Here is a 24,914-nt window from a genome sequence, read left to right as displayed (position 1 = left end):
CTCGGGGAGGACAGGCGGGTATCGTGTGCTCCAGTCGGAATCCGAGACGAAGGGAACGCCATGCGCACGCGCGAGACGACGATCGAGGAGGTCGGGCCGGGAATCTACTTCGTGACGGGCCCGGCGTCGAACTGGACGATTCTCGCGGGCGGAGACGACGTGACTCTGATCGATGCCGGCTATCCCGCCGACCTCGACGGAGTGCTCGAATCCATCGCATCGGTTGCTCCGCGCCAGCCACTTCGCAACGTGCTGGTCACGCACGGACACTCGGATCACATCGGGACGATTCCGGCCCTCGTCGAGCGTCATCACGTCACGGTGTGGGCCGCAGCGGAGGAGATTCCCAATGTGACCCGGGAGGAATTGCATCAGATCGGAGTGAAGGATCTGTTGCCCAAACTGATCCTTCCGCGATATCTCGTGTGGATGGTGCACGCGGTCCGCTCCGGTGGACTCGCTCCGATCGAGATCCGCTCGGTATCGCCGCTCGTGCCGGATGCCGAGGTCACGTTCTCGGGCATACCGCTCGTACCGAGACTGACCGCGGGCCACACGCCGGGCCATCTCGTGTTCGAGATGCCTGAGCACGGTGTGATGGTCACGGGCGATGCCCTCATCTCCGGGCATGCGACGAGCCTGGTCTCGGGCCCGCAGGAACTGCCGGCGATGTGGCACTGGGACGCGGAGGCCGCGCACGCGAGGGCGCAGACGTTCCGAGCGACCACGAACATCCTGCTGCCCGGTCATGGACCGGCCGTGTACCCGCGCGATTCAGCGGGGCGACACGCCTAACGGTCGACCGGCGAGATCTCTGCCGCGGGTCGCGATGCGGTCGGCCACGGATTGGATCGCGACGCTCGCCGCATCCGCCGGGTCTGCGATCACCAGCGGTTCGCCCGTGTCGCCGCCGCGTCGAAGATTGAGGCTCAGGGGCACGGAGGCGAGCAGAGGAACCGGGGAGGTCTGGCCCGCCGACAGACGACGCGCCACTTCTGTCCCACCGCCAGAGCCGAACAGATCGAGCACCGAGCCGTCAGCCTGCACGAGGGGCGCCATGTTCTCGATGACCCCGAAGATGCGTTGGCCCGTCTGTCTGGCCACGATCCCCGATCGCTCGGCGACATCCGCCGCAGCCGGCTGGGGGGTCGTGACGACGATCACCTCTGCATTCGGCAGCAGCTGGCCGATGGAGATGGCGATATCGCCGGTACCGGGCGGGAGATCGAGCAGCAGCACATCGAGATCGCCGAAGAACACGTCGGTGAGGAACTGCTGGATGGTTCGGTGCAGCATCGGCCCCCGCCATGCCACTGCCCCGCCCGACGAGCCCGACCCCGGGGCGGAGTCGATGAACATGCCGATCGAGATGACCTTCACGTCTCGCCCCACGGGAGGCAGAATCATGTCTCCCACTCGTGTCGGCTTCACGGCCAGGCCGTCGTCATCGACCAGACCGAGAATCGCCGGTATGGAGAAGCCGTAGACATCGGCGTCGACGATGCCGACTCGTAGCCCTCGAGCGGCGAGGGCCACCGCGAGATTCGCGGTCAGGGTCGACTTGCCCACGCCGCCCTTGCCGCTGGTGACCGCGTACACGCGGGTCAACGAGTCGGGTCCGAACTGAACAGACCGGTGCGCCGCCGACCCCCGGAGCTTGTCGACGAGGGCTCGACGCTCGTCGGAACTCATGATCGAGACGTCGACCTCGACCGTCTTCACACCCGGTACACCGGATGCCGCGGCGCGCACGTCGCGCTCGATCGTGTCGGCGGCCGGGCACCCGACGATGGTGAGCTTGAGATCGACCGACGCTCGACCGGCCTCGTCGACCGCCACGCCACCGACCATGTCGAGGTCGGTGATCGGCTTGCGGATCTCCGGGTCGATCACGCGCGACAGGGCCTGTCGCACAGCCTGGCCGAGCTCGATGTCGGGCGCCTCAGGCACCGGATGTTCCGGCTGCACGGCGACCCTCGGCATCCGGTTCGGCATCGCGGTCGAGTTCGTCGAGGAACGCGCGCAGCTCCGTTCGGATGAAGTCCTTGCTGGCGAGGTCTTTCATGGCGAGTCGCAGCGCGACGACCTCGCGAGCCAGATATTCGGTGTCGGCCAGGTTGCGTTCGGCGCGCTGCCTGTCCTGCTCGATCTGCACCCGGTCGCGGTCATCCTGTCGGTTCTGCGCCAAGAGGATCAGCGGCGCGGCGTAAGAGGCCTGCAGCGACAGGATGAGCGTGAGCGCGGTGAATCCGATCGCTGCGTCGTCGAACCGCAGGCCCTCTGGAGCCGTGGTGTTGTAGAACATCCAGGCGACGACGAAGACGGTGAGGATGACGAGGAACCAGGGTGTTCCCATGCCTCGTGCGATGGCCTCGGTTCCGCGGCCGAATCGGTCGCGGCTCTGGCGGTTGCGTCGGGGAATGACATTGCTGCGCAGGCCCTTGGGGGCGTCGAGGCGAACGTCTGAGCGGTTATTGCGTGCCATTGCCGGCCCTCCTTCGTGCGCCTATGCGTACTGGTCTCTTCGTGGGAACGGGGACTGTTCGTTCGGGGAAACGCGTCGGGGTGCGTTTCTCGTCGTCGCCGTCGTGACTTCGCCAGTCATCGGGCAGCAGGTAGTCGAGGACATCGTCAATGGTCACCACCCCGACGAGTCGGTGGTTGTCGTCGACGACCGGAACGGACACGAGGTTGTAGCTGGCGAGGATGCGGGAGACCTCGGCGGCGGACGTATCCGCGGTCACCGGGTCGAGGCTCGAGTCGAGCAGCGTACCCAGACGCTCATGCGGTGGATAGCGCAGCATGCGCTGGAAATGCACCATTCCGAGGAATCTGCCCGTGGGCGGTTCGTACGGTGGGAGCGTGACGCAGATGGCGGCGCCCAGGGCAGGTGCCATCTCCTGACGGCGGATGAGCGCGAGCCCCTCGGCCACGGTCGCGTCGGCCGACACGATGATGGGTTCTGTGGTCATGAGGCCACCGGCTGTGTCGGGCTCGTACGACAGCAGCATGCGCACGTCGTCGGCCTCTTCGGGCTGCATCAGACTCAGCAGCGCCTCGCCGCGTTCACCCGACAACTGGGCGATCAGGTCTGCGGCATCGTCGGGCTGCATCTGGTCGAGCACATCTGCCGCACGGTCGTCGCCGAGCTGGCCGAGAATCTCGACCTGCTCGCTCTCGGGCATCTCCTCGAGCACGTCGGCGAGGCGTGCGTCGGGCAATTCTTCGGCGACCTCGAGCATGCGCGCCTGAGGAAGATCCATCAGGGTCGAGGCGAGGTCGGCAGGCTTGAGGTCGGAGTAGGTCGCGATCAACTGCTCGGCCGACTGCGCTTCGCCGCCCTTCGTCTGCTCGACGACGTCGCGCCAGAGCACAAACGAGGTGGCGCCCTTCGCGAACGGTGAACCGCCCGTCTTGGGCCGACGCACGAAGAGTTGCGCGACCTGCCACTCGCCTGGGCCGACCTCTTCGATCGCGACGTCTTCGACGGTGGCCTCGCCGCTGCCGTCGTTGAAGTCGAGCTTGCGGCCGAGCATCTCTGCGATCACGCGAACCTCGCCGCCGCGCTGTTCGAATCGGCGCACGTTGATGAGCCCCGTCGTGATGATCTGGCCGCTGCCGATCGAGGTGACGCGCCCGATCGACAAGAAGACGCGACGTTTGCCGGGAATCTCCACGATCAGACCGACGACGCGGGGCGACTCGGTTCTGCGATACACCACGAGCACGTCTCGAACCTTGCCGAGGCGATCACCGGCGGGGTCGAAGACGGTGCACCCGGCCAATCTGGCGACGAAGACTCTGGTGGCACTCACACGTCTAACTTAGACCTTCCACATGAGGGTCATGGGAGGATGGTCCTGTGAGTAACCAGATGCCGTTCGGCGGCCGCGCGCCCAGCAATTCCGCGACGATGCCTCGTGGCGAGATCGTGGCCACCTACGAGTCGTACACCGAGGCGCAGAGCGCGGTCGATCGTCTCGCCCACGCCGATTTTCCGGTGGCCGAGGTGTCGATCGTGGGCAGCGATCTGAAGACGGTTGAGCGCGTCCTGGGCAAGCAGAGCTACGCCAGGGCGGCCGTCTCCGGCGCTCTGAGCGGCCTGTGGCTCGGCCTGTTCTTCGGCTTCTTCCTCGTGATCCTGTCGCCGACGGCGACATCGCTCCCGTTCATCGCCGCCGCCAGCCTCATCGGGGCGGGCTTCGGAATGATCTTCCGCATCGTCACGTATTCGATCTCGCGGCGCCGCCGCGACTTCACCTCGACGATGCAGGTGATCGCCACGAGCTACTCGATCATCGTGAGCGCCGATGTCGCCAACAAGGCGAAGAACGTGCTCGAGACGCCCGCCGCCTGATCGACGGGCGCCTTCGGCCGAACTAGCTCAGTCGTGCGATCCACGCCTCGACCTCGTCGGCCGAGCGCGGGATGCCCGCCGACAGGTTCTCCGCTCCATCGGCCGTGACGAGGATGTCGTCTTCGATGCGAACGCCGATACCCCGGAAGGACTCGGGAACCGTCAGGTCATCCGGCTGGAAGTAGAGCCCCGGCTCGATCGTGAACACCATTCCCTCCTCAACGATGCCGTCGAGGTACATCTCGCGGCGCGCCTGGGCGCAGTCGTGCACGTCGATACCGAGGTGGTGGCTCGTGCCGTGCACCATGTAGCGGCGGTGCTGCTGGTTGTCGGCCTCGAGCGCCTCCTCGGCCGTGACGGGTAGGAGGCCCCACTCGGCGGTTCGCCGCGCGATCACGGCCATCGCGGTCGCGTGGATCTCGCGGAACCGGATGCCCGGGCGCACGATCGCGAACGCCGCGTCGGCTGCCTCGCGCACGGCCTCGTAGATGTCTCTCTGAACGGGGGAGAAGGTGCCGGAGATCGGCAGCGTGCGCGTGATGTCGGCCGTGTAGAGCGTGTCGACCTCGACGCCCGCGTCGAGCAACATCAGGTCGCCGGGCACGACGGGCCCGTCGTTCGTCGTCCAGTGGAGGATGCAGGCGTGCGGTCCGGACGCGGCGATGGTGTCGTAGCCCACGGCGTTGCCGTCGACCCGGGCGCGGGTGTTGAACACGCCCTCGACGATGCGCTCGCCGCGCTGATGCGCCGAGATCTTGGGCAGGTCGCGGATAACGTCGTCGAAACCGCGAGCGGTGGCCTCGACGGCCAGTCTCATCTGTTCGATCTCGAAGCTGTCCTTCACGAGGCGCAATTCCGAGAGATCGCGGGCGAAGGCCGCGTCGAGTTCTTCGTCTGTGCCCTGCAGCAGTTCACCGGCGGCCTCGCGAACGACGCGGGTCGACGCATCCGCCGCCTGACGAACGGTGACGAAGTCGGCGATGCCGCGGGTGGTGATCCCCAGATCGCCCGCGACCTGGGCCAATGACGGCCGAGCGCCTATCCAGAACTCGCCGATCTCGGAGTTCGCATAGAACTCGTCGGAGTCGCGTCCCGCACGTTCGCGGAAGTACAGGGTCGCGTCGTGACCACCCTCTGTTCGAGGCTCGAGAACGAGGATCGCCCCGGGTTCGCTGTCGGAGCCCCAGCCCGTGAGCCAGGAGAATGCCGAATGGGCGCGGAAGGGGTAGTCGGTGTCGTTGGAGCGCTGTTTGCGATCGCCGGCGGGAATCACGAGGGTCTCGTCGGGATGCAGGGCCGAAATCGCCTCGCGGCGCGCCGCGGCGAAGGACGCCTCGGGCCGCGCCGGTGGAACGATGTCGGTTCGCTCGGCCCAACCGCTGGCGATGAAGTCGCGGAACGTCGTCGAGCCCGGTGTCGTGCTTCTGTTGCTCGACTCCGCTTCGGTAGGAGCGTCGGAGTGGTCTGTCTTCTGTGCGTCGGCCATGCTTCCATTCTGAGCCATCGTTTCGGGTGCCGAGTAAGTTAGACCCATGCCAGCAGCCCGTGACCGATCGCCGTCACGCCTGCTCTCGATGATCGAGCGAGCAGCTCCCGCTCTCTACGCCGTTTCAGCACTCGTCGTCGTTCTCGGCGCCGTGGCCGGATTCGGGGGCTTGAACACCGTGGAGGAGCGGCCCGTCGCGCGCGCCACGAGCGGTCAGGTGGTCGCCGGAAAACAACTCGACGTGACGATCGAGGATGCGTTTCTCGCCGACGGGTTCGATCCCTACCTCGAACCCGACGAGGGCAACCGGTTCCTCGCCGTGAGGGCGTTGGTCACCAATGTGTCGGATACCCCGATGGACAAGGTGAAAGACAACGTCCTGGTAGACGGGGTCGCGGGATCGGCCGGCACGGCTCAGGCCGACGAGGTAATCCGCCTCGGCGAGTCGTCGAGCAACCCCATGCTGCAGCCCGGCGTCGCGCAGGAGATCGTGTTGCTCTGGCAGATTCCTTCGACCGAGAAAAAGGCCGGCTCGGAGATCACCGTGCACGTTCTCGACAAGACCCTGCGGAAGGGGTTCCTCTTCGACGACTCCTGGGACGACCCCGTGGTCACCGCAGACGTATCCCTCGTCGTAGGCGATCGAGGCCTCGACTTCGCACAGGACGACGCGACGTGAGGCCCGGAAGAGTCAGCCGACGCGGTGCCCTCTCGGCGCTGACGGTCGTCGTCGCGCTTGCGGCGACCGTGCTGGTCTACGGGGTGACGCCTCACGGCGATGACATCAACGCGCCCTTCAACGTGCGCGGTGACATCGGCGATGTTCTGACCGGACGCACGCTCACAGGCGCCGTGACGTCGGTGCGTCTCGCTTCGTCGATCGACGCAACCGCAGCCGACAGCGATTGGACGGGCGAGACCACAGGAACCTGGGTCGTCGTCGACGCCGAGATCGCCGCCCGCTTCGAGCCCTCGTCGTTGTACAGACCGACGTTGACGATCGGCGACACGACCTACTACGCCTCGGAGCGCCTGCCTCTCGTGACGCTCGACGACGGCACCGTCAGGCCTGGCATCGCCTCGGTCGGTGTCATCCTCTTCGAGGTATCCGACGACGCACTCCGATCGGCAGAAGCAGCACGGGCCGAGATCGGTATCAACGCATCGTTCCAGTCGATTCTCGACTCTCGTCTTGTCACCCAGGTCGATCTGACGAGCCTGTCCGTCGAGACCGACGTAGCCGTGTCTCGACCGGTGGAGCGGGTTCTATGACGACCGAGCAGTCGTGGTGGAGACGCAATCGGTGGCCCGTGCTTGCCCTCGCCGTGCTGCTGCCTGGAACCGTGATCCTGACAACCTCGAGCGAGTGGTTCGACTACCAGAACGGCCTCTACTCGCATGCGGTGACCGTGCCCGACGGTCAGAGCGCGGTCTACGGGGGAGCCGAATTCCGCGTCGACGACACCGTGCTCGTGCGTGGCGGAACAGAGGGCGGAGACGAGCTCGAACTCGACCCTGACATGGATCTCATCGTCGCGGTGCTCGAGGTCACCCCCGGCAAGGACCTCGTCGACTCGTGCAATCTCACGATCTCGGCGACGAGCCCGGCGCATCCGGAGAAGCGAACGTGGAACGCCAACGTCGACCTGCCTCGCAAGTTCCCCCCGACCGGCGATTCACAGACGACCTGCTCGGACTCGCAGGGGGAGCCCTATCGACTTGTCGTCGCGGCCACCGTGCCGAGTGGTGCCGCAGAGACGAGTTCGTGGGTGCAGATCGAGAAGATCGGCCTGACGCCGAACTACCTCGAACTCGAGCTGTCACCCTCGGCGGTCTCCAGCGCATCCACGTCTTCAGACATCTCGTCGAGCTCCACGTCGGCAGTTCGGCGCGACGACCTCAGACAGAAGTCGAATGCGACAGCGAGCAGGCTGACGCGGACGGGCTCGACGATCAGGTCGATCACGAACCCAATCGGCTGATCGGTGGCCATCCACCACGCATAGGGGTGGGGACCGATAGCCGCATAGATGCCGGCGAGAACCCAATCGCCGATGCTCACCCAGAGGGCGTAGGCGAAGACGTAGACGGCGAGAAAGACGATTCCCCCTCGAAGGATGACCCGGGCGCTGAGGAGCAAGGGCTTCGCTATCTCGATGGCGTCGTCGAACAGGGGGCGTGCGCGGCGAGCCAGACCGACGGGTGCGGACGTGAGAGTCGACCCCAGGAGCGGGCCGGGCGGGCGTGCTCGTCGACGGAGCTCGAGCCGCGAGGTCGTCAGCGAGCGCACGTAGACGACTCCGGCCACGAGGAGCCACGCCAGGGCGAGGAAGACGATCTCGCTGCTCGAGTTCCAGACCCAGGATGCGCCGTCCCACGCCAGTCTGAGGGTCAGGGAATTCTCGACCAGAGTCTGTCTCAGCTCATCGAGAGACCGGATGAACTGGCGGCTGTCGATCCAGTCGGGCACGACGCTGAAGAGGCTCGACAGCACGTTGACCGCGATGAAGACCCAGACCGCCTCGAGGTACACCGTGATGATCGAGGTCCACGCCGGCAGCCGCGACCGCAGGCGCTTCAGCGCGAAGCGACCCGCGAAGGCGATCACGGCGACCGTGACCGAAGCAGGAGTCGCTGTCACCGCGAGCACCGTCGTCCCGGAATCGGCGTAGGTGAAGAAATTGTCCGACTCGATGGCGAGTCCGGCGTACTTGAGCAGATCCTGACGCATCAGATCCATCGCCGAGTACAGGGCGAAGAACACGAGCACGCTCGAGAGCAGGATGTCGCGGAATCCGAGGGCCGTCTCCTCGGCAGAGTCGTCGGTGACGTTGCCTCGCGCGAGCCGGGTGAAGGCGGGCATGGAGTCGCGGAGGACGAGAAACATGCCGATGTACGACACCAACCTCGCGAGGACCGCGATCGGCAGAACGATGAGGCCCAGGGTCGCGTCGATCGCCCCGAGCTCGGCCGCGATGCGGATGACCACCCAGCGCACAATCCAGCCGCCGAGGAACCAGACCAGCAGCAAGGGCCACGTGCGTCCCGCGAGCCTGAGCACTTCGCGGATCGTCGACCTCATGCGCTCATCGTAGCGGCGAGCCTCGACGTGCTCGAACTCGTACGATGGGCAGATGGCATCCGCATTCCCTCCAGGGCCGATCGATCTGCACACGCACTCCAGCGCCTCGGATGGAACCGAGACTCCGGCCAATCTCGTCCGTGCGGCGGCCGAAGCCGGCCTGGGTACCGTCGCCATCACCGACCACGACTCGACCGCCGGCTGGGAGTCGGCATCCAATGAGGCACGACGGTCGGGCATCGCTCTGATTCCCGGAATGGAACTGTCGACCCGCCGTGGCCGCGCGAGCATCCACATGCTCGCGTATCTCTTCGATCCCAACAGCGCGGGCCTGGTCGCCGAGACCGCGCGCATCCGATCTGCCCGGCTCACTCGAGCCGAAGACATGGTGCAGGCCATCGGCGCCGACTACGACCTCAGCTGGGACGACGTCCTCGCGCAGACGCAGGACGGGGCGACGGTAGGGCGACCGCACATCGCCGATGCTCTGGTGGCCAAGGGCCACTCGCTGACGAGAAGCGATGCTTTCGCGGGCATCCTTCATTGGCGAGCCGGCTACTATCTGCCGCACTACGCACCCGATCCGCTGACCGGCGTGGAGCTCATCGTGGCCGCGGGCGGTGTGCCGGTGATCGCGCATCCGGCCACCCGCGGTCGTGACGGGGTCGTGAGCGAGGGGGAGCTCTCTCGCCTGGTCGATGCGGGTCTCTTCGGGCTCGAGATCGACCACAGAGAGAACACCGAAGACGGCAAGGCCAGGCTGCGAGAGCTGGCGGCCAAATTCGACCTGGCCGTCACAGGCTCGAGCGACTATCACGGCGAGGGAAAGCCCAATCGGCTCGCCGAGAATCAGACGTCACCCGCCGTGCTCGAGCGCCTCGTCGAGCGAAGCACGGGCTGGAAGCCCGTGCTGCCCGACTGACGAGAAGATCTACTCCGACGCTCGGGGCGTGCGGCGACGCGTGCGACGGCGAGGCGCACTGTTGCCGTCGTGATGCTCCGGGCCGGTGCCCGTGTGGGTTCCAGCGCCGTCGGCCGAGGTCGTGCGCGGCGCGTTCGCCGTACCCGACTCTGTGCCCGCCGAACGTGGGGCGCGCGAGCGGGTGCGCGGGGGGCGGGAGTCGCCCGAGCCGCGTGGCGCGCGGTCGGCGGCGGGCGCATCCGTCTTGGGCGAAGCGGGCCGCAGGCGGCCCTTGGTGCCGGCCGGGATGTTCAGATCGGAGAACAGGTGCGGGCTCGACGAGTACGTCTCGGTGGGCTCGGGCTGGCCGAACTCGAGAGCACGGTTGATGAGCGCCCACTTGTGCAGGTCGTCCCAATCGACAAACGTCACGGCGATTCCGGTCTTGCCGGCGCGGCCCGTGCGACCGACGCGGTGCAGGTAGGCCTTCTCGTCTTCGGGGATCGTGTGGTTGATGACGTGGGTCACGTCGAGCACATCGATGCCGCGCGCCGCGACGTCGGTGGCGATGAGGATGTCTTTCTTGCCCGCCTTGAACGCGGCCATGGCGCGCTCGCGCTGCTCCTGGTTCAGGTCGCCGTGCACCGCCGCCGCGTTGAAGCCACGATCGTTGAGCTCTTCGACGAGTTTCGCCGCGGCCCGCTTGGTGCGGGTGAAGATCACGGTCTTGCCGCGACCCTCGGCCTGAAGGATGCGGGCGATGACCTCGTCTTTGTCCATGTTGTGGGCGCGGTAGATGAGGTGGTTGATCTGCGCCTGAACCTGGCCCTCATCGGGGTCGGTGGCGCGGATGTGGATGGGCTTCGACATGAAGCGGCGCGCGAGGGCCACGATCGGCCCGGGCATGGTCGCCGAGAAGAGCATCGTGTGACGCGTCGCCGGAGTCTGGGCGAAGAGCTTCTCGATGTCGGCGAGGAAACCGAGGTCGAGCATCTTATCGGCCTCGTCGAGCACCATCTCGCGCACATTGGCGAGATTCAGCAGGCGCTGGCCCGCGAGGTCCAGCAGTCGACCGGGGGTTCCGACGACGATCTGCGCGCCCGCCTTCAACTGTTCGATCTGACCCTCGTATGCCTTGCCGCCGTAGATCGACACGATCGTCGTGGGGCGGTTCGACGTGGCGAGCACGAGGTCTTCGGTCACCTGCACCGCGAGTTCGCGGGTGGGAACGACGACGAGCGCCTGCACGCCGTTCTCGGGGGTGAGGCCGAGGCGCTGGATGAGCGGCAGGCCGAACCCGAACGTCTTGCCGGTTCCCGTCTTAGCCTGGCCGATGATGTCCTGGCCGTCGAGGGCCAGGGGGATCGTCTGCGTCTGAATGGGGAATGGCTCGAGGATGCCCTTGCTTGCAAGCGCGTCGGCCATGTCCTGGTCGATGCCTAGATCGGTGAAAGTCACTGTGTGATGCCCTGTCATGAATTATCGGGCTACGCCGCTGGGGAGAATGGTCGCGGCGGGATCGAGACCGGTTGTGGTCCGTGCCCTGCGCGTCGAAGGCCGGCGATGGCGCCTGGCGGGCGGCGTAGACGCCCCGATTCGTGTCAGGGCATCCCCGAGTTTATCGGATCGACACGATTAAGGGGGCGCCCGGTCCATTGGCGGGCGCGCCGCGCCGCTAGGCTAACGAGGGTGTTCACGTTTCGCCGGCCCAAGGTGCGCCTCGAGGTGCCCCGCCTGAAGCCCCGCGGCGAGGCTGCACAACTGCCGCGCGTGAATCTGGCCGAACTGACGCCCGCGCTGCTTCCGTATCTGGGCCAGGCCGCATACATCCAGCTCTCGCTCTTCGAATCCCTCTCGCGCATCGTGACCCAGGCGCCCACCGTCGCGCACAAGGAGTCGCTCGGTCCGGCCGCCGGTCAGGCGCTCGACAAGCACGAACGCCTCGTCGCCGAGATCCGCAGGCACGTCGCCGATCCGGCGGTCATCATGCAGCCGTTCGCCGCTGCCATCGACGACTACCGTGAAGTTGTGGCGGGAGCGACCTGGCACGAGGCTCTGACGAGTCTCTACGTCAGCGCCGGCATCCTCGACGACTTCTTCATCCACCTCGCCGCAGGGCTCGAGAACGGTTCAGGGCCGCGCATGGTGCAGATCCTCGATGCCGAGAGCGGTCGTCAGGCCATCGCCACGATCGTGGCCGAGGGCATCGCGAACGATCCGAAGCTCGGGTCTCACCTCGCCATGTGGGGTCGACGCGTCGTCGGAGACACCCTGCTGGTTGCTCGTTCCGCGATTCACCACACCGACAACCGCAACTCCGACGAACAGCGCATAGAGCCGGTCTTCACCGAGGTCATCGCTGCGCACACCCGCCGCATGGACGGGCTCGGACTCACAGCCTGACGAGCTGCTCCCGCACGGCCTCGAGGCCGTTCCAGAGCTCGACGTGACTCGTCGACAGGGGCGAGAGTCCGAGGCGCATGCCGTGAGGAGCACGGAAGTCGGGAATGACGCCACGGCGCCACAGCTCGGCGGTGATCTGTTTGAACGCCGGATGCTCGATGGTCACGTGGCTGCCCCGGCGCTCGGCCTCACGCGGGGTCGCTAGCTCGACTGCCCAGGATGCGGGCCAGTCGTCGACGGCCTCGACGGCGAACCGGGTGAGGGTCTCCGATTTAGCGCGGATCGCCGCCATTCCCACCTCGGCGATGAGATCGACCATGTCACGGAGTGCCTGCATGCCGACGATCGACGGCGTGCCACTCAGGAATCGCCGCATGCCGGGCGCGGGGGAGTATCCGGGACCCATGTCGAACGGTGCCGCGTGGCCCATCCACCCCTGGATCGGCTGGGACAGCTGGTCTTGCAGCTCGCGACGAACGTAGACGAATGCCGGCGATCCAGGACCGCCGTTCAGGTACTTGTAGGTGCAGCCGACGGCGATGTCGACGCCCCAATCGTCGAGTTCGATCGGCACGCTCGCGACCGAGTGGCAGACATCCCACAGCACCAGAGCGCCGGAATCGTGAGCGATCGCTGTGAGCGCAGGCACATCGGCGAGGAACCCCGATCGGTAGGCGACGTGAGAGAGGAGCACGAGCGCGGTCTTCGTGCCGACCACCGCCTCGAGTTCAGCGGGCGATACCCCACCGCGAGTGTCGGATTCGATCCATCGGAGTTCGAGGCCGCGTTCGGCCGCTATGCCCTCGACGAGATAACGGTCTGTCGGAAAGTTGTCGGTGTCGACGACGATCTCGGTGCGCCCGGGCCGCGCATCCACAGCCGCCCGAATGAGCTTGTAGAGGAGCACCGTCGTGGAGTCACCGACGGCGACCTGACCGGCTGCAGCGCCCAGCGTCACCGTTCCGATACGGTCTCCGAGGGTGAGAGGAAGGTCGAACCACTCCTCGTCCCAGCCTCTGATCAGCCGTGAGCCCCAGGCATCCGATGCGAACGACGCGAGCCGCGCCGCGCTCGCCCGGAGGGGGCGACCGAGCGAGTTGCCGTCGAGGTAGGCGGTGACGTGCGGGTCATCCGAACCGACGAAGAGTTCTCGTCGTGATGCCAGGGGGTCGCGCGCGTCGAGCTGTTCGGCCTCGACGAGGGATGCCATCGGTTCAGTTCGCGGCGGACGGCGTGCGGAGCGCGTTGAATCGCGCCATGTCCGCTCGCTCACGGGAGCTGCCGATGACTCGATCGGCGATACCGACGACCGCGGCCGTCACCACGAGGCTGATCACCCAGATCCAGCCGCCATCCCACGTCATTCCCGCCCAGGTGAGCGCCACCCAGACCACGGCCGCCGCGGCAGCACCGATCGAGGGCACGAGCGCGACGCCATGGTTCTCTCGGAGAGACAGGCTGTACCGCGCAACGAGACCGAGAATGGCGCCGCCGAGGGTGATGAAGAGCAGCTCCATCGGGCTAGAGAACGAAGCCGACGCGTCGTGCTTCTTCTGCACCGATCTCGACGTAGCTGAGCGTCGTCGCGGGAACGAGGTAGACGGTGCCCTTGATGTCGGTCAGTGAGAGGTGACCGGATGCTCCGCTCAGTACCTCTGCAACGGCCTTCTCGATGTCGGCCGGTGACTGGCTCGACTCGAAGCTGATTTCGCGGGGGGAGTGTGCAATGCCGATTCGAATATCCACCAGGACTACCTTTCACAAGTGCTGCGGCCCGCTCTGGGGCCATGCGTCCAGATTAGGACAGAATCGCGAACCCTCGCGCCGATCGGAGGCTCGGGCGACTCGCCGAGAGCGAACAGGCTCGGCGCCCGCGATGCGAACCCGTGTCGGTGGCACACGTTAGCTTTGCTCTCGTGGAAATTGATGGGCCTGCGCGCCTCGACCCCGGGCAGTCGCGTGTGCTGGCGCTCGGAGACTCGGCCAGTTGTGCCGTGATCGGTGCGCCGGGCACGGGCAAGAGCACCGCCCTGGTCGAACTGCTGTGCAACCGTGTGCACGACCGGGGTTTCTCGCCCGACGAGGTTCTTGTCATCACTCCTACTCGGGCATCCGCGACGGCGCTTCGTGACCGACTGGCCCTGCGCATGGCTGTGCCCTCGAACGGTCCTCTCGCCCGAACGGCGAATTCGATCGCATTCCAGATCGTGCGAGGCATGGCGGCGGTGCGCGGCGAAGAACCGCCCGTTCTTCTGACCGGTGCAGAACAAGACCAGATAATCTCCGAGTTGCTCGCGGGCGATATCGCCGATGGCTCCGGGCCGGCCTGGCCCGACCACCTCGGAGAAGACGTGCGGCGCCTCAGGGGCTTCCGCACCGAACTGCGCGACCTCATGATGCGCGCCGTCGAGACGGGCACATCTGCCGATCGGCTCGCGATGCTCGCCGAATCCGCGGGTCGGCCGGAGTGGGCGGCCGCGGCCCAATTCATCGAGGGCTACGACCGCGTCAAGACCAGCTACCGCGACCGCAGTTTCGATTCCGCCGAACTCCTGCGTGAAGCCGCTGTGCTGCTGCGCGAGGCCGAGTCGGCTCCCGACGAGCTCGAGGCGGCCGTCGGCTCGCTCGCGCGACTGCGCCTCCTGGTGCTCGACGACGCACAGGAGTCGACCCTCGCGACACTGGCTCTGGTTCGAGAGTTCGCTCGTCGAGGCGTGGCTGTCGTCGCGTTCGGCGACCCCGACATCAGCACCGGAACGTTCCGCGGTGCTCATCCCGACGCGCTCGCGCGTCTCGGCGAATACCTGCGCGTGTCGACAGAGTCACCGATCGTCCTCGAAACGGTGCACCGTCACGGCAGTCAGTTGCGGTCGCTCGTCGCCGACGTCACCGCCCGAATCGGAACCGCCAGGGCAGGTAGCCAACGCCGCGCGATCGCTTCTGTCGAAGCCAGTGCTTCGCATGCCCGAAAAGAGGTCTCGACGGTTCGCGCGACGAGCCCGTCCGATGAGATAGGCGTGATCGCGCGGCGTCTCCGCGAGGCGCACGTGTTCGAGAACATCGCGTGGGACGACATGGCCGTCATCGTTCGGAGTGGCTCGCAGATCGCGCCGCTCGAAAGAGGCCTCGCGGCGTTCGACGTGCCCACGAGGGTGTCGAGGGCTCGTGTCGCGCTGCGAGACGAGCCCGTGGTTCGGGCATTCGCATCCATCCTCGAGGTCGCGTTGGGGCGCCGCGAGCTGACGGGCGAACTCGCCGAGGCGCTGCTACTAAGTCCGCTGACAGCCTCCGACGCGGTGCTGCTTCGGCGGCTGAAGCGCGCCCTCCGGCAACTCGAGTTCGAATCAGGTGGACACCGCACGGGGTCCGAGCTGTTGGTAGACGCTCTGCAGATGCCGCTGGTGCTCGCTCGGATCGAGCCGCGAGTCGGCCGCAAGGCGCGTCTGCTCGCCACGATGATCACCCTCACCCGCGAAGCCGCATCGACCGAAGCGAGCGTCGAGGAGTTGCTGTGGCAGATCTGGGAGACCAGCGGACTCGCGGAGCCCTGGCGCGCACAGTCCCTCGGCACGGGCCTGGTCGCCGATGAGACTGCACACGACCTCGACGCCGTCGTCGCTCTCTTCTCGTCGGCGAAGAGGTTCGTCGAGCGGTCGCCCGAAGCTCCGGCGACCGTGTTCCTCGAACAGCTCCTCGATGTCGACGTTCCCGAAGACACTTTGGCGAGGGCGGCAACCGCGCGCGCGGTCACCGTTACCTCACCTGCGGGCGCTGTCGGCACGCAGTTCGCCCTCGTCGTGGTGGCCGGGGTTCAGGAGAATGTGTGGCCCAACCTCAGAATCCGAGGCACCCTGCTCGGCGCCGACGATCTCGAGGGGGCGAGGCGAGGCGAGGCTCCAGCCGTGCTCGACCAGAGAACCGCAGTCCTGCATGACGAGCTCCGCATGTTCGCCCAGGCGATCTCACGCGCCTCGACCGAATTGCTGGTCACGGCGGTCGACGACGAAGATTCGTCGCCATCGCCTCTGTTCACATTGCTACCCGAACCGGTTCCCGGGGCGGTGTCGCGCACGCCCTTGTCGTTGCGTGGACTCGTCGGCGTCCTCCGCCGAACCGTCGCTACTCGCGGCGACTCTCAGGCGGCGTCCGCGCTCGCCACGCTCGCGCGCGAGGCCGTGCCCGGGGCGCATCCTGCGGAGTGGTACGGGCTGTCTGCGGCGAGTTCGATGGAGCCTCTCGTCGATTTGTCCGACGACCAGGCGCGGGTCACCGTCTCTCCGTCGCGCATGGAGTCGTTCGAAACGTGCCCTCTCAACTGGTTGATCGATCACCTGGGCGGAGGATCATCGAATACGTCGTCGCAGGTCGGAACACTCATCCATGAGGCGATGGAGACGAGCACGACGGCGCCCGCCCCCGACATCAGCGAACAGGCGCTCTTCGATCTCGTCCACTCGCGTTGGGGCGAACTGTATTTCGAGTCGTCGTGGCTCAGCGAGATCAAGCGAAGAGAGGCTAGACAGATCGTCTCCCGGCTGTCGACATATCTCGCCGACTTCGACCGCCAGGGTGGCACGCTCCTGGGCGCGGAGTCGAAGTTCGAACTCGAGGTCGATCAGGCCGTCCTCCGGGGAACGATCGATCGGGTCGAACTCTATCCAGACGGATCGGTGGTGATCGTCGATCTGAAGACCGGCAAACGCGCGTACACGGCCGCAGAGATCGGCGAGAACGCACAGCTCGGCGCTTATCAGCTCGCCTTCGACGCCGGCCTGATCGAGGGCGTGCCTGCTGACGCGCGACCCGGAGGAGCACGGCTCCTCATCGTGTCGAAGTCGAGCCGTGGCAAGAATTTCGTCGATCACACCCAGGCGCCTCGCTCGACCGACGAACTCGAGGAGTTCCGGCGGCGCATTCTGACGGACGCCTCCGGTATGGCCGGTTCTCAGGTCGACGCTCGCATCGGGTCGCACTGCCTCGATCCGTGGTCGCACGGCGCGTGTCGCATTCACGTGATCAGGGCGGTCAGCGCGTGATCGGCGCGGTCGAGCTCGCCGACGCGCTCAAGATGCCCCGGCCCACCGACGAGCAGTGTGCCGTGATCGAAGCACCTCTGGTGCCATCGCTCGTCATCGCCGGAGCCGGGAGCGGCAAGACGGCGACGATGGCGAACAGAGTGGTCTGGTTGCTCGCCAATGGTCATGTCCAGGTCAACGAAGTTCTCGGTCTCACTTTCACGCGCAAAGCGGCCGGCGAGTTGAACACTCGAATCACGGGGCACATCGAGTCGTTGCGACGAGCCGAGCTTCTGCCCTCTGCCTCCGCTCAGACTCCGGCAGGAGTAGACGGAGCGGCGGACTCCCGGGATCTCTTCGACAGGCCTACCGTTTCGACCTACAACTCCTTCGGCAACACGATCTTTCGAGACAATGCGTTGCTGGTCGGTCGTGAACCCGAATCGGTTCTCCTCGGAGAGAACGCGGCCTGGGGTCTGGCCCGGCGGGTCCTGCTGGCCGAGGGCGATGACAAGCTCGTGCCCCTCGGAAAGAGCCTCGATCAGCTGGTCGAGGCCGTGCTCGCCCTCAGCTCCGAATTGAGCGAGAACGTGGTCGACGCGGAGGGCGTCGCTGAGCTGGCCGAGAGGTTCTCGTATCTGGTCGATCTTCCCTATACAGAGGGCAAGGCGAAGTCGACTCCGTACGCGTCGGTCAACGCCGCCGTCGAGCAGGTCAGCGCCCTCCCGCTCCTCGTCGACCTTGCGAGAGCGTATGCCAGGCAGAAGCAGGCGAAGGGACTGGTCGAGTTCTCCGACCAGGTCGCGCTTGCGCTCGAGATCTGCATGCGCAATCCGCAGATCGTCGACGAGTATCGTTCACGCTTCGCCGTGGTGTTGCTCGACGAGTATCAAGACACGTCCGTCGTTCAGACTCGCCTGCTCGCCAAACTCTTCGGCGGACACGGCGTCATGGCCGTGGGTGACCCGCACCAGTCGATCTACGGGTGGAGGGGCGCGAGCGCCAGCAACCTCGGATGGTTCGCACGAGACTTCGGCTCCGGCATCGTTCCGACTTTCTCTCTCTCCACGAGCTGGCGCAACTCTCGGTCGGTGCTCGACGCGGCGAACACCCTCGTCGAGCCGCTGCGTCACGAGTCGGCGGTCGACGTGCATCGCTTGAAACCGCGCCCTGATGCCCCCGAGGGAAGCGTCGAGTACCGATTCCTCGAGACGCGCGACGACGAGGCCGAAGCGGTGGCAGACTGGCTCGCCCAGCAGTTCGCGTCACACGCGTCTTCGGCCACGGCCGACTCGGCCAAGCCGTTGTCTGCGGCGATGCTCTTCAGGGTCCGAAGCCACATGGACTTCTTCGCCGCCGCTCTCGATCGTCGAGGAATCCCGTTCCACATCCTCGGGGTAGGCGGACTTCTGAGCTCGCCCGAGGTCGTCGACGTCGTCAGCGCCCTCCGCGCCGCCCACGATCCGGCGGCAGGCTCATCGTTGATCAGGCTCCTCTCGGGTGCCCGATGGAACATCGGGGTCCGCGATCTCCGAGCCCTGAACGACGTTGCGAGTTGGCTCGCCTCTCGAGACTCCTTCCACCGCCAGGTGCCGGAAGACGTCAGACGCAGCATGCGCGAATCGGTTGCGCCCGACGATGCGGCCTCGATCGTCGATGCCCTCGACTTCGTCACAGAGCACGCGTCGACGCACCATCAACTCGAGCGCTTCTCGGAGCAGGGACTCGAACGCTTGCGACACGCTGGCCGCACGCTGGCCACCTTCCGTGCCCGCGCGAATCTCCCCCTCATCGATTTCGTGCGCTTCGTCGAGCAGCAGCTGCTACTCGACGTCGAACTCGCCGCTAACGAGCGGGTGACCTCGGCCGGCGGCGCCCGCGGAGCGCTCGATGCCTTCCATGACGAGATCGCGTCCTTCCTCGCCGGCGACGATGTGGGAACCCTGGGTAGCTTCCTCGCCTGGCTCGACCGGGCCGAGAAACGAGACGACCTGAGTCCCCGAACCGACGAGCCCGAGCCCGGCACCGTGCAGCTCCTCACCATTCACGGATCCAAGGGCCTGGAGTGGGACGTCGTGGCTGTGCCGAGGCTGGTGGCGGATGAGATTCCCGCACAGAGCAAAGAAGGAAAAGGGTGGTTGCGCTTCGGCGTGCTGCCATACGAGTTCAGAGGCGACGCCTCGTCGCTACCCTCTCTCGACTGGCGCGGGCTGGCGTCGCAACAGGCATTCGACGGCGCGGTGAAGACCTTCCAGGCCGACCTCGCGGCGAAACACCTGGCAGAGGAGCGCCGGCTCATCTACGTCGCCGTCACTCGAGCACGACACTCGCTTCTGCTCAGCGGATCGTTCTGGGCCACGCAGTCGAAGCCCCGCCGAGCATCGACGTTCCTCACCGAACTCGCGCAATCCGGGCTCATCGACGACCTGCCGCAGCAGTCTGAAAACGAAGAGAACCCGCTCGAGGGCGAGGGACTCACCGCACGCTGGCCTCTCGACCCGCTGGGCGGCCGACGTGGCCGCGTCGAGCAGGCCGCCGAACTGGTGCTCGCGCGCATCCAGAGCCCCCAGCCGCTCACCGCCGGTCGCTGGCAGCGCGACCTCGATCTGCTCTTGGCAGAACGCGACCGACAGATCGAGGAGGCTGGCGTCGCACCGGTGCCCAGCCGTATCGCCGCCTCACGCTTCAAGGACTACGTAACCGATCCCGAGGCTGTCGCCCGATCGCTTCGTCGCCCTATGCCCGAGAAGCCGTTCCGGCAGACGAGACTGGGCACCCGGTTCCATGCCTGGGTAGAGAGCCGCTATGGCATGGCGGGCAGCGCCGAATTGATCGATGCAGCAGCTGCTGAGAGCGACCAGGCAGCCGACGAGCTTCCTCTCGAGCAGTCTCAACTCGAGGGTCTCAAAGCCACGTTCGAAGCGTCGCCGTGGGCCGATAGGCAGCCGCTCGAGGTCGAACTCGAGATCCACCTGGTGCTCGGCACGCAGGTCGTGGTCTGCAAGATCGATGCCATCTTCACCGATGGCGAGCGCTACCAGGTCGTCGACTGGAAGACGGGAAAAGCCCCGAGCACTCCCGACGACCTCGAGGTCAAGCAGCTGCAACTGGCGCTCTATCGCCTCGCCTATGCGAAATGGAAGGGCATAGACCCAGAGCTGATCGACGCCGTGTTCTACTTCGTCGCCGATGACACGGTCATCGCGCCCGAGGAGCTCTTCTCAGAGAAGCAGCTCCTCGAGCTCTGGCCGTTCTAGTCTTCAGAGATTCCGCTCACTCGGGTGCTGTCGCGTGCCGACGACACGTCGGTGCGCGGCGTGCGACGCAGCATCTCCTCGACCTCTTCGACCGCCATGATCTGACCCGTGTCGGTAGAGAGGGGATTCAGCATGTCCGACTCCACGCTCACAGACAGGCCCGCCAGCATCGTCTTGGCATCGGAGATGATCGTCTCGTCGTGCTTCTCGGTGCCGTGAAGCAGCCACTTGGCGATTTCGAGCTCGGCGTACAACCGGGCACGCTTGCGCAGTTGACGGTCGACGGGGGTGTTTCGGCCCAGGTTGTAGGCGCCGAAGACGCGCGTGGCCAACTGCTCACTGGGCGCTGAACTCAGCCAGAAGAGATCCGACGCAGGGTCGCCGACCTGCAGCTGCGACCAGCCCAGCACTCCCGTCACGGCGTCGGCGGCAATCAGGAACGATTCGGGGGAGAGCGAGCCGTGTACGACGGTCGGCTGGAACTGCCAGAGCGCGCTGTCTTCGAGTGCCGTCGACCAACGCGCAAGCAGGTCGGAGGGCACGGCGCCGGTGGCAGCGGCCCGATCTTTGGTGATGCGGGCGACCCGCGCTGCATCGGCGGCCGTCTGCACGGGGAGCCCCGAGTCGGTGACGAGCGACGTGGGTAGCGAGTGAATGCATGCGATGGCGCGGCCGATCGACTCGGCCACCGGATCGGCGGCGTCGAGCTCCGCCAGTACGGCGGGGCTGCCGGGAATGTACCCGTAGACGATCGCTCGGGTATTCGCGACGGGGGTCTGGCCCTCGACGTGGGGAACGTCGAAGGGGAGACGGCCTCGGAATCCTGCGGTGAGGGCGGTGAGGGCGACGAGGTCGCGCGACTGCTCGGTCTCGGCGTCCTGCGACGTCGGCACACGAACGATGAGTTCATTGCGGTCGCGCAGCGTGACGACCGCGGAGTCGTAGCGTCCGCCCGTTCCCGTGCCGATAGGCCGGGTCGAGACGATGTCAGCCCCGGGGACGGCCGCGGTCGAGAGCGCGGCTAGAGTGAAGTGGGATCTGGCCATACCAACAGGGTAGGGCTGGCATCTTCTAAGCGGTGCGTTCGCCACGCACGATTGGTTCACATGACTTCCACCTTCCTCAATCACCTGCCTCTCTCTCGGCAGGAAATCGACCGCGACCACGAGTCCCGCGCTCGACCCGAGCTCTTCGACGAGCTCTGGGCCGATCCGACGACCCGCCTGCTGCCGCTGTGGCGAGGGCGCGCTCTCGCGGCGCCCGACTTCAGCAGCAGACCGGCCCTGGGGCTCCTTCCCGTCGATCGGGTTCACGACGTCGAGCTGCGCGTCTACCTCGGTATCTCGCTGTCGACCACGTCTCCCGAACCGGCCGGAACGCGTATCGTGCTCGTCGTCGTGAGCGACGACGAGGCCGAGCGGCTCGAGCCAGACGAGGCCCGTTGGCTGAATCTCAGAGAAGCGGCGACCGTCTTGAGCGATCGCGACGCCGGAGCGTTCGTGGAGGCTCTGGCGATAGCCGGCTGGCACGCGTCGCACACCCATTCGCCTCGTAGTGGAGCGGAGACGGTCGTCGAGAAGGGCGGGTGGGTTCGGCGCGACGTGGAACTCGGCGTCGAGCTCTTTCCGCGTACCGACGCCGCCGTCATCGTAGGCATCGTCGACTCGCAGGACAGGATCCTCCTCGGCTCCAACGCCATGTGGAAGCAGAATCGGTACTCCCTTCTGGCCGGGTTCGTGGAGCCGGGGGAGTCGTTCGAGGCTGCCGCTCAGCGAGAGGTCTTCGAGGAGTCGGGGGTGCGCATCCTCACTCCTCAGTACCTCGGGTCGCAGCCGTGGCCCTTCCCCGCCTCTCTGATGGTCGGTTTCTACGCGCACGTCGATCCCGCGTTCGCGGACGACGCGTTGCGGCCGGATGGCGAAGAGATCCTCGATCTCCGATGGTTCACCCGCGCAGAGATCGCCGACCCTGCCACGGGCGTGGCCCTGCCCGGCCCCTCGTCGATCGCCCATGCCATCCTCGAGCACTGGTACGGGGGACCGCTGCCCGCCGAGGCCCTCGCGTGGTGAACGCCGCGACGGTCGCAGACGGGGAGCTCTCGGAGAGAATTCTCGCCGCTCTCGATGATGACCAGCAGGTCGCTGCGCGCGCGCTCGTCGGCCCGGTGTGCATTCTTGCGGGTGCCGGAACGGGAAAGACGCGGGCGATCACACACCGCATCGCCTACGGCGTCGCCACGGGCGTCTATTCGCCCAATCGCGTCATGGCACTCACGTTCACCGCTCGTTCGGCCGCAGAACTGCGCACGCGGTTGCGCCCGCTCGGGGCGGGCGGCGTCTCGGCCCGCACGTTCCACGCAGCGGCGCTGTCGCAGCTGAACTATTTCTGGCCCACCGTCGTCGGGGGCGACATGCCGCGAGTGCTGGAGGGCAAGGCCCGCCTGTTGGGGCACGCCGCAGAGACGCTGCGGTTGAAGGTCGATACGGCCAGTCTCCGTGATCTCGCCGCCGAGATCGAATGGCGAAAGGTGTCGAGCCTCGATCTGGATGCGTATGAATTGGCCCTGCGCACGTCGCGTTCGTTGCCGGGCACGCTCACGGTCGACCAGGTGCTCGCCATGCACCAGAAGTACGAAGACATCAAGGACGAGCGACGTCAGCTCGACTTCGAGGATGTTCTGCTTGCGACCGCGGGCATGATCGAGCAAGAACCCGCCGTCGCGATGCAGGTACACGAGCAGTACAGGTTCTTCGTCGTCGACGAATACCAGGACGTCTCGCCGCTGCAGCATCATCTGCTGTCGCTCTGGGTAGGCGGCCGAAGCGACCTCTGCGTCGTCGGCGATGCCAGCCAGACCATCTACTCCTTCGCGGGCGCTCGAAGCGACTACCTGCTCTCGTTTGCCGCGGAGTACGACAACACCACCACGGTGCGCCTGGAACAGAACTATCGCAGCACGCCGGCGATCGTCGATGTGGCGAACCGATTGATGAAGGGGCGCTCAGGGGCGCTCTCTCTGCACGCCCTCGGCGAGCAGGGCGGCGATCCCGTGGTCACCCCGTACTCATCAGACCTGGCAGAGGCGAGGGGGATCGCGGCCAGGATCGCGCGACTCATCGAGGAGGGAACTCCGGCGGAGGACATCGCCGTTCTCTACCGAGTCAATGTGCAGGCCGCCGCTCTCGAGACCGCGCTGGCCGACGCGGGGGTCAGTTATCAGATCCGCGGATCGAAGCGGTTCTTCGATCTCCCCGAGGTGAAGCAGGCGGTGATGTCGCTGAGAGCGGCGTCGGTGTCGATCACCGGCGAGCCCCTGTTCAAGTCGGTGAGTGACGTTCTGCGCTCGCTCGGGTGGAGCCAGGACGCGCCCGAGGCCCGCGGCGCCGTCCGAGACAAGTGGGAGGCGCTCAACGCTCTGATGGCCTTGGCCGAGAGCCAACCGGCCTCGACCACCTTCCGCCAATTCACCGATGAATTGATGGAGCGTCAGGGGTCGGGGCACGAACCGACTCTCCGCGCGGTCACGCTCGCGACACTGCACTCTGCGAAGGGCCTCGAGTGGCCCGTGGTCTTTCTCGCTGGCCTGTCGGAAGGCCTCGTTCCGATCAGTTACGCCACGACATTCGAGCAGATCGACGAGGAGCGGCGACTGCTCTACGTGGGACTCACCCGCGCGCGCCGCCGGCTCGAGCTGTCGTACTCGGAGTCGGGGATGGGGCGCTCTCAGCAGAGACAACCTTCTCGTTTTCTGCAGGAGGCACTCCCTGGCATGCACAATCGGCGTGCGGGCTGAACGTCTTCTCTTCGATGTCGCCGGTCTGCCCATCGACGATTCTTGCGCGCGAGCGCAATCGGAGTCTTCTCGATTTCGGAGAATCAGGGCCGAGTCGGTCGAGCACCGCGCGCGCCACAACCGGCGTGACGGTCGATACCGTGAGCGTGTCTTCGGTGTGAGCCCGTCGTCCGAGAAGCTGCCCGGCGAGGGCGGGCCAGCTCGGATCGTCGTCGATCCGGGCACGTTCGACGCAATGAAGACAGGGGCCCGATCCCGGTTCCACCAGGGGCCCGACGCGCACTTCGGAGTCGCCGAACACCACGGCGAGATGCGGAATATCGCGTCGTAGCCAGACGCCGGACTGACGAGGATCGGTGCTGAATGTCGACACGATGATCGCCAAGTCGACGGGCATGGAGCCGTCGACGAGGTCTGCTCCCAGCCCCGCGAGCACCGAGCGGATGGCGTCCGCGCCAGCCGAAGAACCGGTGACGACGATCGTGAGCCCCTCGAGGCCACGTGTCGATGCCCGATGTCGGAGAAGAGCCGGGCGGATTCGCGCGAGCAGATCCGCGACGTGCTCGGGCGTCGCGCCGACGGTCTCGCCGACCATGTCGAGTCCGGGCGGGCTGATGCCT

The 24,914-nt window shown here is 66.4% G+C and carries 20 protein-coding genes and 1 pseudogene; 10 read left to right on the top strand and 11 right to left on the bottom strand.

The features are described from left to right. Nucleotides 1-60 precede the first annotated feature (60 nt). The gene (locus CCK87_RS08320; RefSeq protein WP_086460925.1) at nt 61-795 is read left to right on the top strand and encodes an MBL fold metallo-hydrolase; all 735 of its coding nucleotides are present in this window, start codon (nt 61-63) and stop codon (nt 793-795) included. Here CCK87_RS08320 and CCK87_RS08315 read toward each other — a convergent pair. The 3 genes from CCK87_RS08315 to CCK87_RS08305 are packed head-to-tail and all read right to left on the bottom strand — an operon-like array spanning nt 775 to nt 3,815. Continuing rightward, nucleotides 775-1,968 (bottom strand): P-loop NTPase, encoded by a 1,194-nt coding sequence (locus CCK87_RS08315; protein ID WP_249273790.1) that lies wholly within the window; start codon nt 1,966-1,968, stop codon nt 775-777. The two genes, CCK87_RS08320 and CCK87_RS08315, sit on opposite strands and share 21 nt — an antisense overlap. After that, nucleotides 1,943-2,485, bottom strand: coding sequence for a DUF1003 domain-containing protein (locus CCK87_RS08310; protein WP_085486879.1), 543 nt, complete (start codon nt 2,483-2,485; stop codon nt 1,943-1,945). Before CCK87_RS08310 ends, CCK87_RS08315 begins: the two co-directional genes overlap by 26 nt. Then, nucleotides 2,472-3,815, bottom strand: a complete 1,344-nt coding sequence (locus CCK87_RS08305) for a CBS domain-containing protein (RefSeq protein ID WP_086460923.1) — start codon at nt 3,813-3,815, stop codon at nt 2,472-2,474. The genes CCK87_RS08310 and CCK87_RS08305 overlap by 14 nt, the downstream gene beginning before the upstream one ends. A gap of 47 nt (nt 3,816-3,862) precedes the next feature. On the opposite strand from CCK87_RS08305, the gene CCK87_RS08300 reads away from it, so the two are divergent. Then, nucleotides 3,863-4,357 carry a general stress protein gene (locus CCK87_RS08300; protein ID WP_249273789.1) on the top strand — a complete coding sequence of 165 codons (495 nt, stop codon included), beginning with the start codon at nt 3,863-3,865 and terminating at the stop codon, nt 4,355-4,357. A gap of 22 nt (nt 4,358-4,379) precedes the next feature. Here the strand turns inward: CCK87_RS08300 and CCK87_RS08295 are convergent, their stop codons facing one another. Next, nucleotides 4,380-5,843, bottom strand: a complete 1,464-nt coding sequence (locus tag CCK87_RS08295) for an aminopeptidase P family protein (RefSeq protein WP_212638200.1) — start codon at nt 5,841-5,843, stop codon at nt 4,380-4,382. Between the two features lie 46 nt (nt 5,844-5,889). Here CCK87_RS08295 and CCK87_RS08290 point away from each other — a divergent pair, with 46 nt between their 5' ends. Together CCK87_RS08290 and CCK87_RS08285 are read left to right on the top strand one after the other, a co-directional pair. Continuing rightward, nucleotides 5,890-6,522, top strand: a complete 633-nt coding sequence (locus tag CCK87_RS08290; RefSeq protein WP_086460921.1) for a hypothetical protein — start codon at nt 5,890-5,892, stop codon at nt 6,520-6,522. Continuing rightward, the gene (locus tag CCK87_RS08285; protein WP_086460920.1) at nt 6,519-7,115 is read left to right on the top strand and encodes a hypothetical protein; all 597 of its coding nucleotides are present in this window, start codon (nt 6,519-6,521) and stop codon (nt 7,113-7,115) included. The genes CCK87_RS08290 and CCK87_RS08285 overlap by 4 nt, the downstream gene beginning before the upstream one ends. Before the next feature lie 529 nt (nt 7,116-7,644). Here CCK87_RS08285 and CCK87_RS08280 read toward each other — a convergent pair. Further along, on the bottom strand, nt 7,645-8,925 hold the full coding sequence (locus tag CCK87_RS08280; protein WP_140162788.1) for a hypothetical protein: 1,281 nt from the start codon (nt 8,923-8,925) through the stop codon (nt 7,645-7,647). Between the two features lie 52 nt (nt 8,926-8,977). Between CCK87_RS08280 and CCK87_RS08275 the strand changes: the two genes are divergently transcribed. Beyond that, the gene (locus CCK87_RS08275; protein ID WP_086460918.1) at nt 8,978-9,847 is read left to right on the top strand and encodes a PHP domain-containing protein; all 870 of its coding nucleotides are present in this window, start codon (nt 8,978-8,980) and stop codon (nt 9,845-9,847) included. Nucleotides 9,848-9,856: 9 nt separating this feature from the next. On the opposite strand, the gene CCK87_RS08270 is transcribed toward CCK87_RS08275, so the two are convergent. Then, nucleotides 9,857-11,284, bottom strand: coding sequence for a DEAD/DEAH box helicase (locus CCK87_RS08270; protein ID WP_086460917.1), 1,428 nt, complete (start codon nt 11,282-11,284; stop codon nt 9,857-9,859). Between the two features lie 231 nt (nt 11,285-11,515). Here CCK87_RS08270 and CCK87_RS08265 point away from each other — a divergent pair, with 231 nt between their 5' ends. Next, entirely contained in the window at nt 11,516-12,229 is a 714-nt protein-coding gene (locus tag CCK87_RS08265) for a ferritin-like fold-containing protein (RefSeq protein ID WP_249273788.1), read from the top strand. On the opposite strand, the gene CCK87_RS08260 is transcribed toward CCK87_RS08265, so the two are convergent. The 3 genes from CCK87_RS08260 to CCK87_RS08250 are packed head-to-tail and all read right to left on the bottom strand — an operon-like array spanning nt 12,219 to nt 13,975. Continuing rightward, a complete protein-coding gene (locus CCK87_RS08260) occupies nt 12,219-13,439 on the bottom strand; it encodes an aminotransferase class V-fold PLP-dependent enzyme (protein WP_086460915.1) in 1,221 nt (406 codons plus the stop codon). The genes CCK87_RS08265 and CCK87_RS08260 overlap by 11 nt on opposite strands. A gap of 4 nt (nt 13,440-13,443) precedes the next feature. Next, the gene (locus tag CCK87_RS08255; RefSeq protein WP_086460914.1) at nt 13,444-13,746 is read right to left on the bottom strand and encodes a hypothetical protein; all 303 of its coding nucleotides are present in this window, start codon (nt 13,744-13,746) and stop codon (nt 13,444-13,446) included. A 4-nt stretch (nt 13,747-13,750) separates the two neighbouring features. Further along, a complete protein-coding gene (locus tag CCK87_RS08250; RefSeq protein WP_086460913.1) occupies nt 13,751-13,975 on the bottom strand; it encodes a DUF3107 domain-containing protein in 225 nt (74 codons plus the stop codon). A gap of 170 nt (nt 13,976-14,145) precedes the next feature. On the opposite strand from CCK87_RS08250, the gene CCK87_RS08245 reads away from it, so the two are divergent. Both CCK87_RS08245 and CCK87_RS08240 read left to right on the top strand, forming a co-directional pair. Continuing rightward, nucleotides 14,146-17,265 (top strand): UrvD/REP family ATP-dependent DNA helicase, encoded by a 3,120-nt coding sequence (locus CCK87_RS08245; protein WP_140162787.1) that lies wholly within the window; start codon nt 14,146-14,148, stop codon nt 17,263-17,265. Further along, nucleotides 17,229-20,501, top strand: coding sequence for an ATP-dependent DNA helicase (locus tag CCK87_RS08240; protein WP_249273787.1), 3,273 nt, complete (start codon nt 17,229-17,231; stop codon nt 20,499-20,501). The genes CCK87_RS08245 and CCK87_RS08240 overlap by 37 nt, the downstream gene beginning before the upstream one ends. On the opposite strand, the gene CCK87_RS08235 is transcribed toward CCK87_RS08240, so the two are convergent. Then, nucleotides 20,498-21,547, bottom strand: coding sequence for a phosphotransferase (locus tag CCK87_RS08235; RefSeq protein WP_086460911.1), 1,050 nt, complete (start codon nt 21,545-21,547; stop codon nt 20,498-20,500). The genes CCK87_RS08240 and CCK87_RS08235 overlap by 4 nt on opposite strands. Nucleotides 21,548-21,607: 60 nt before the next feature. On the opposite strand from CCK87_RS08235, the gene nudC reads away from it, so the two are divergent. Together nudC and CCK87_RS18565 are read left to right on the top strand one after the other, a co-directional pair. Continuing rightward, on the top strand, nt 21,608-22,570 hold the full coding sequence (gene nudC / locus CCK87_RS08230) for an NAD(+) diphosphatase (protein WP_086460910.1): 963 nt from the start codon (nt 21,608-21,610) through the stop codon (nt 22,568-22,570). Continuing rightward, entirely contained in the window at nt 22,564-24,294 is a 1,731-nt protein-coding gene (locus tag CCK87_RS18565) for an ATP-dependent helicase (protein ID WP_249273786.1), read from the top strand. The genes nudC and CCK87_RS18565 overlap by 7 nt, the downstream gene beginning before the upstream one ends. On the opposite strand, the pseudogene CCK87_RS18560 reads toward CCK87_RS18565, so the two are convergent. After that, nucleotides 24,257-24,691: pseudogene (locus CCK87_RS18560) on the bottom strand (TOMM precursor leader peptide-binding protein); the annotation flags it as partial. The gene CCK87_RS18565 and the pseudogene CCK87_RS18560 sit on opposite strands and share 38 nt — an antisense overlap. Nucleotides 24,692-24,914: the final 223 nt, after the last annotated feature.

The organism is Agreia sp. VKM Ac-1783 (genome assembly GCF_900177765.1).
Taxonomy (GTDB): domain Bacteria; phylum Actinomycetota; class Actinomycetes; order Actinomycetales; family Microbacteriaceae; genus Agreia.
Note: the sequence above shows the minus strand (reverse complement) of the source record. Positions and strands in the feature narration are given on the sequence as shown.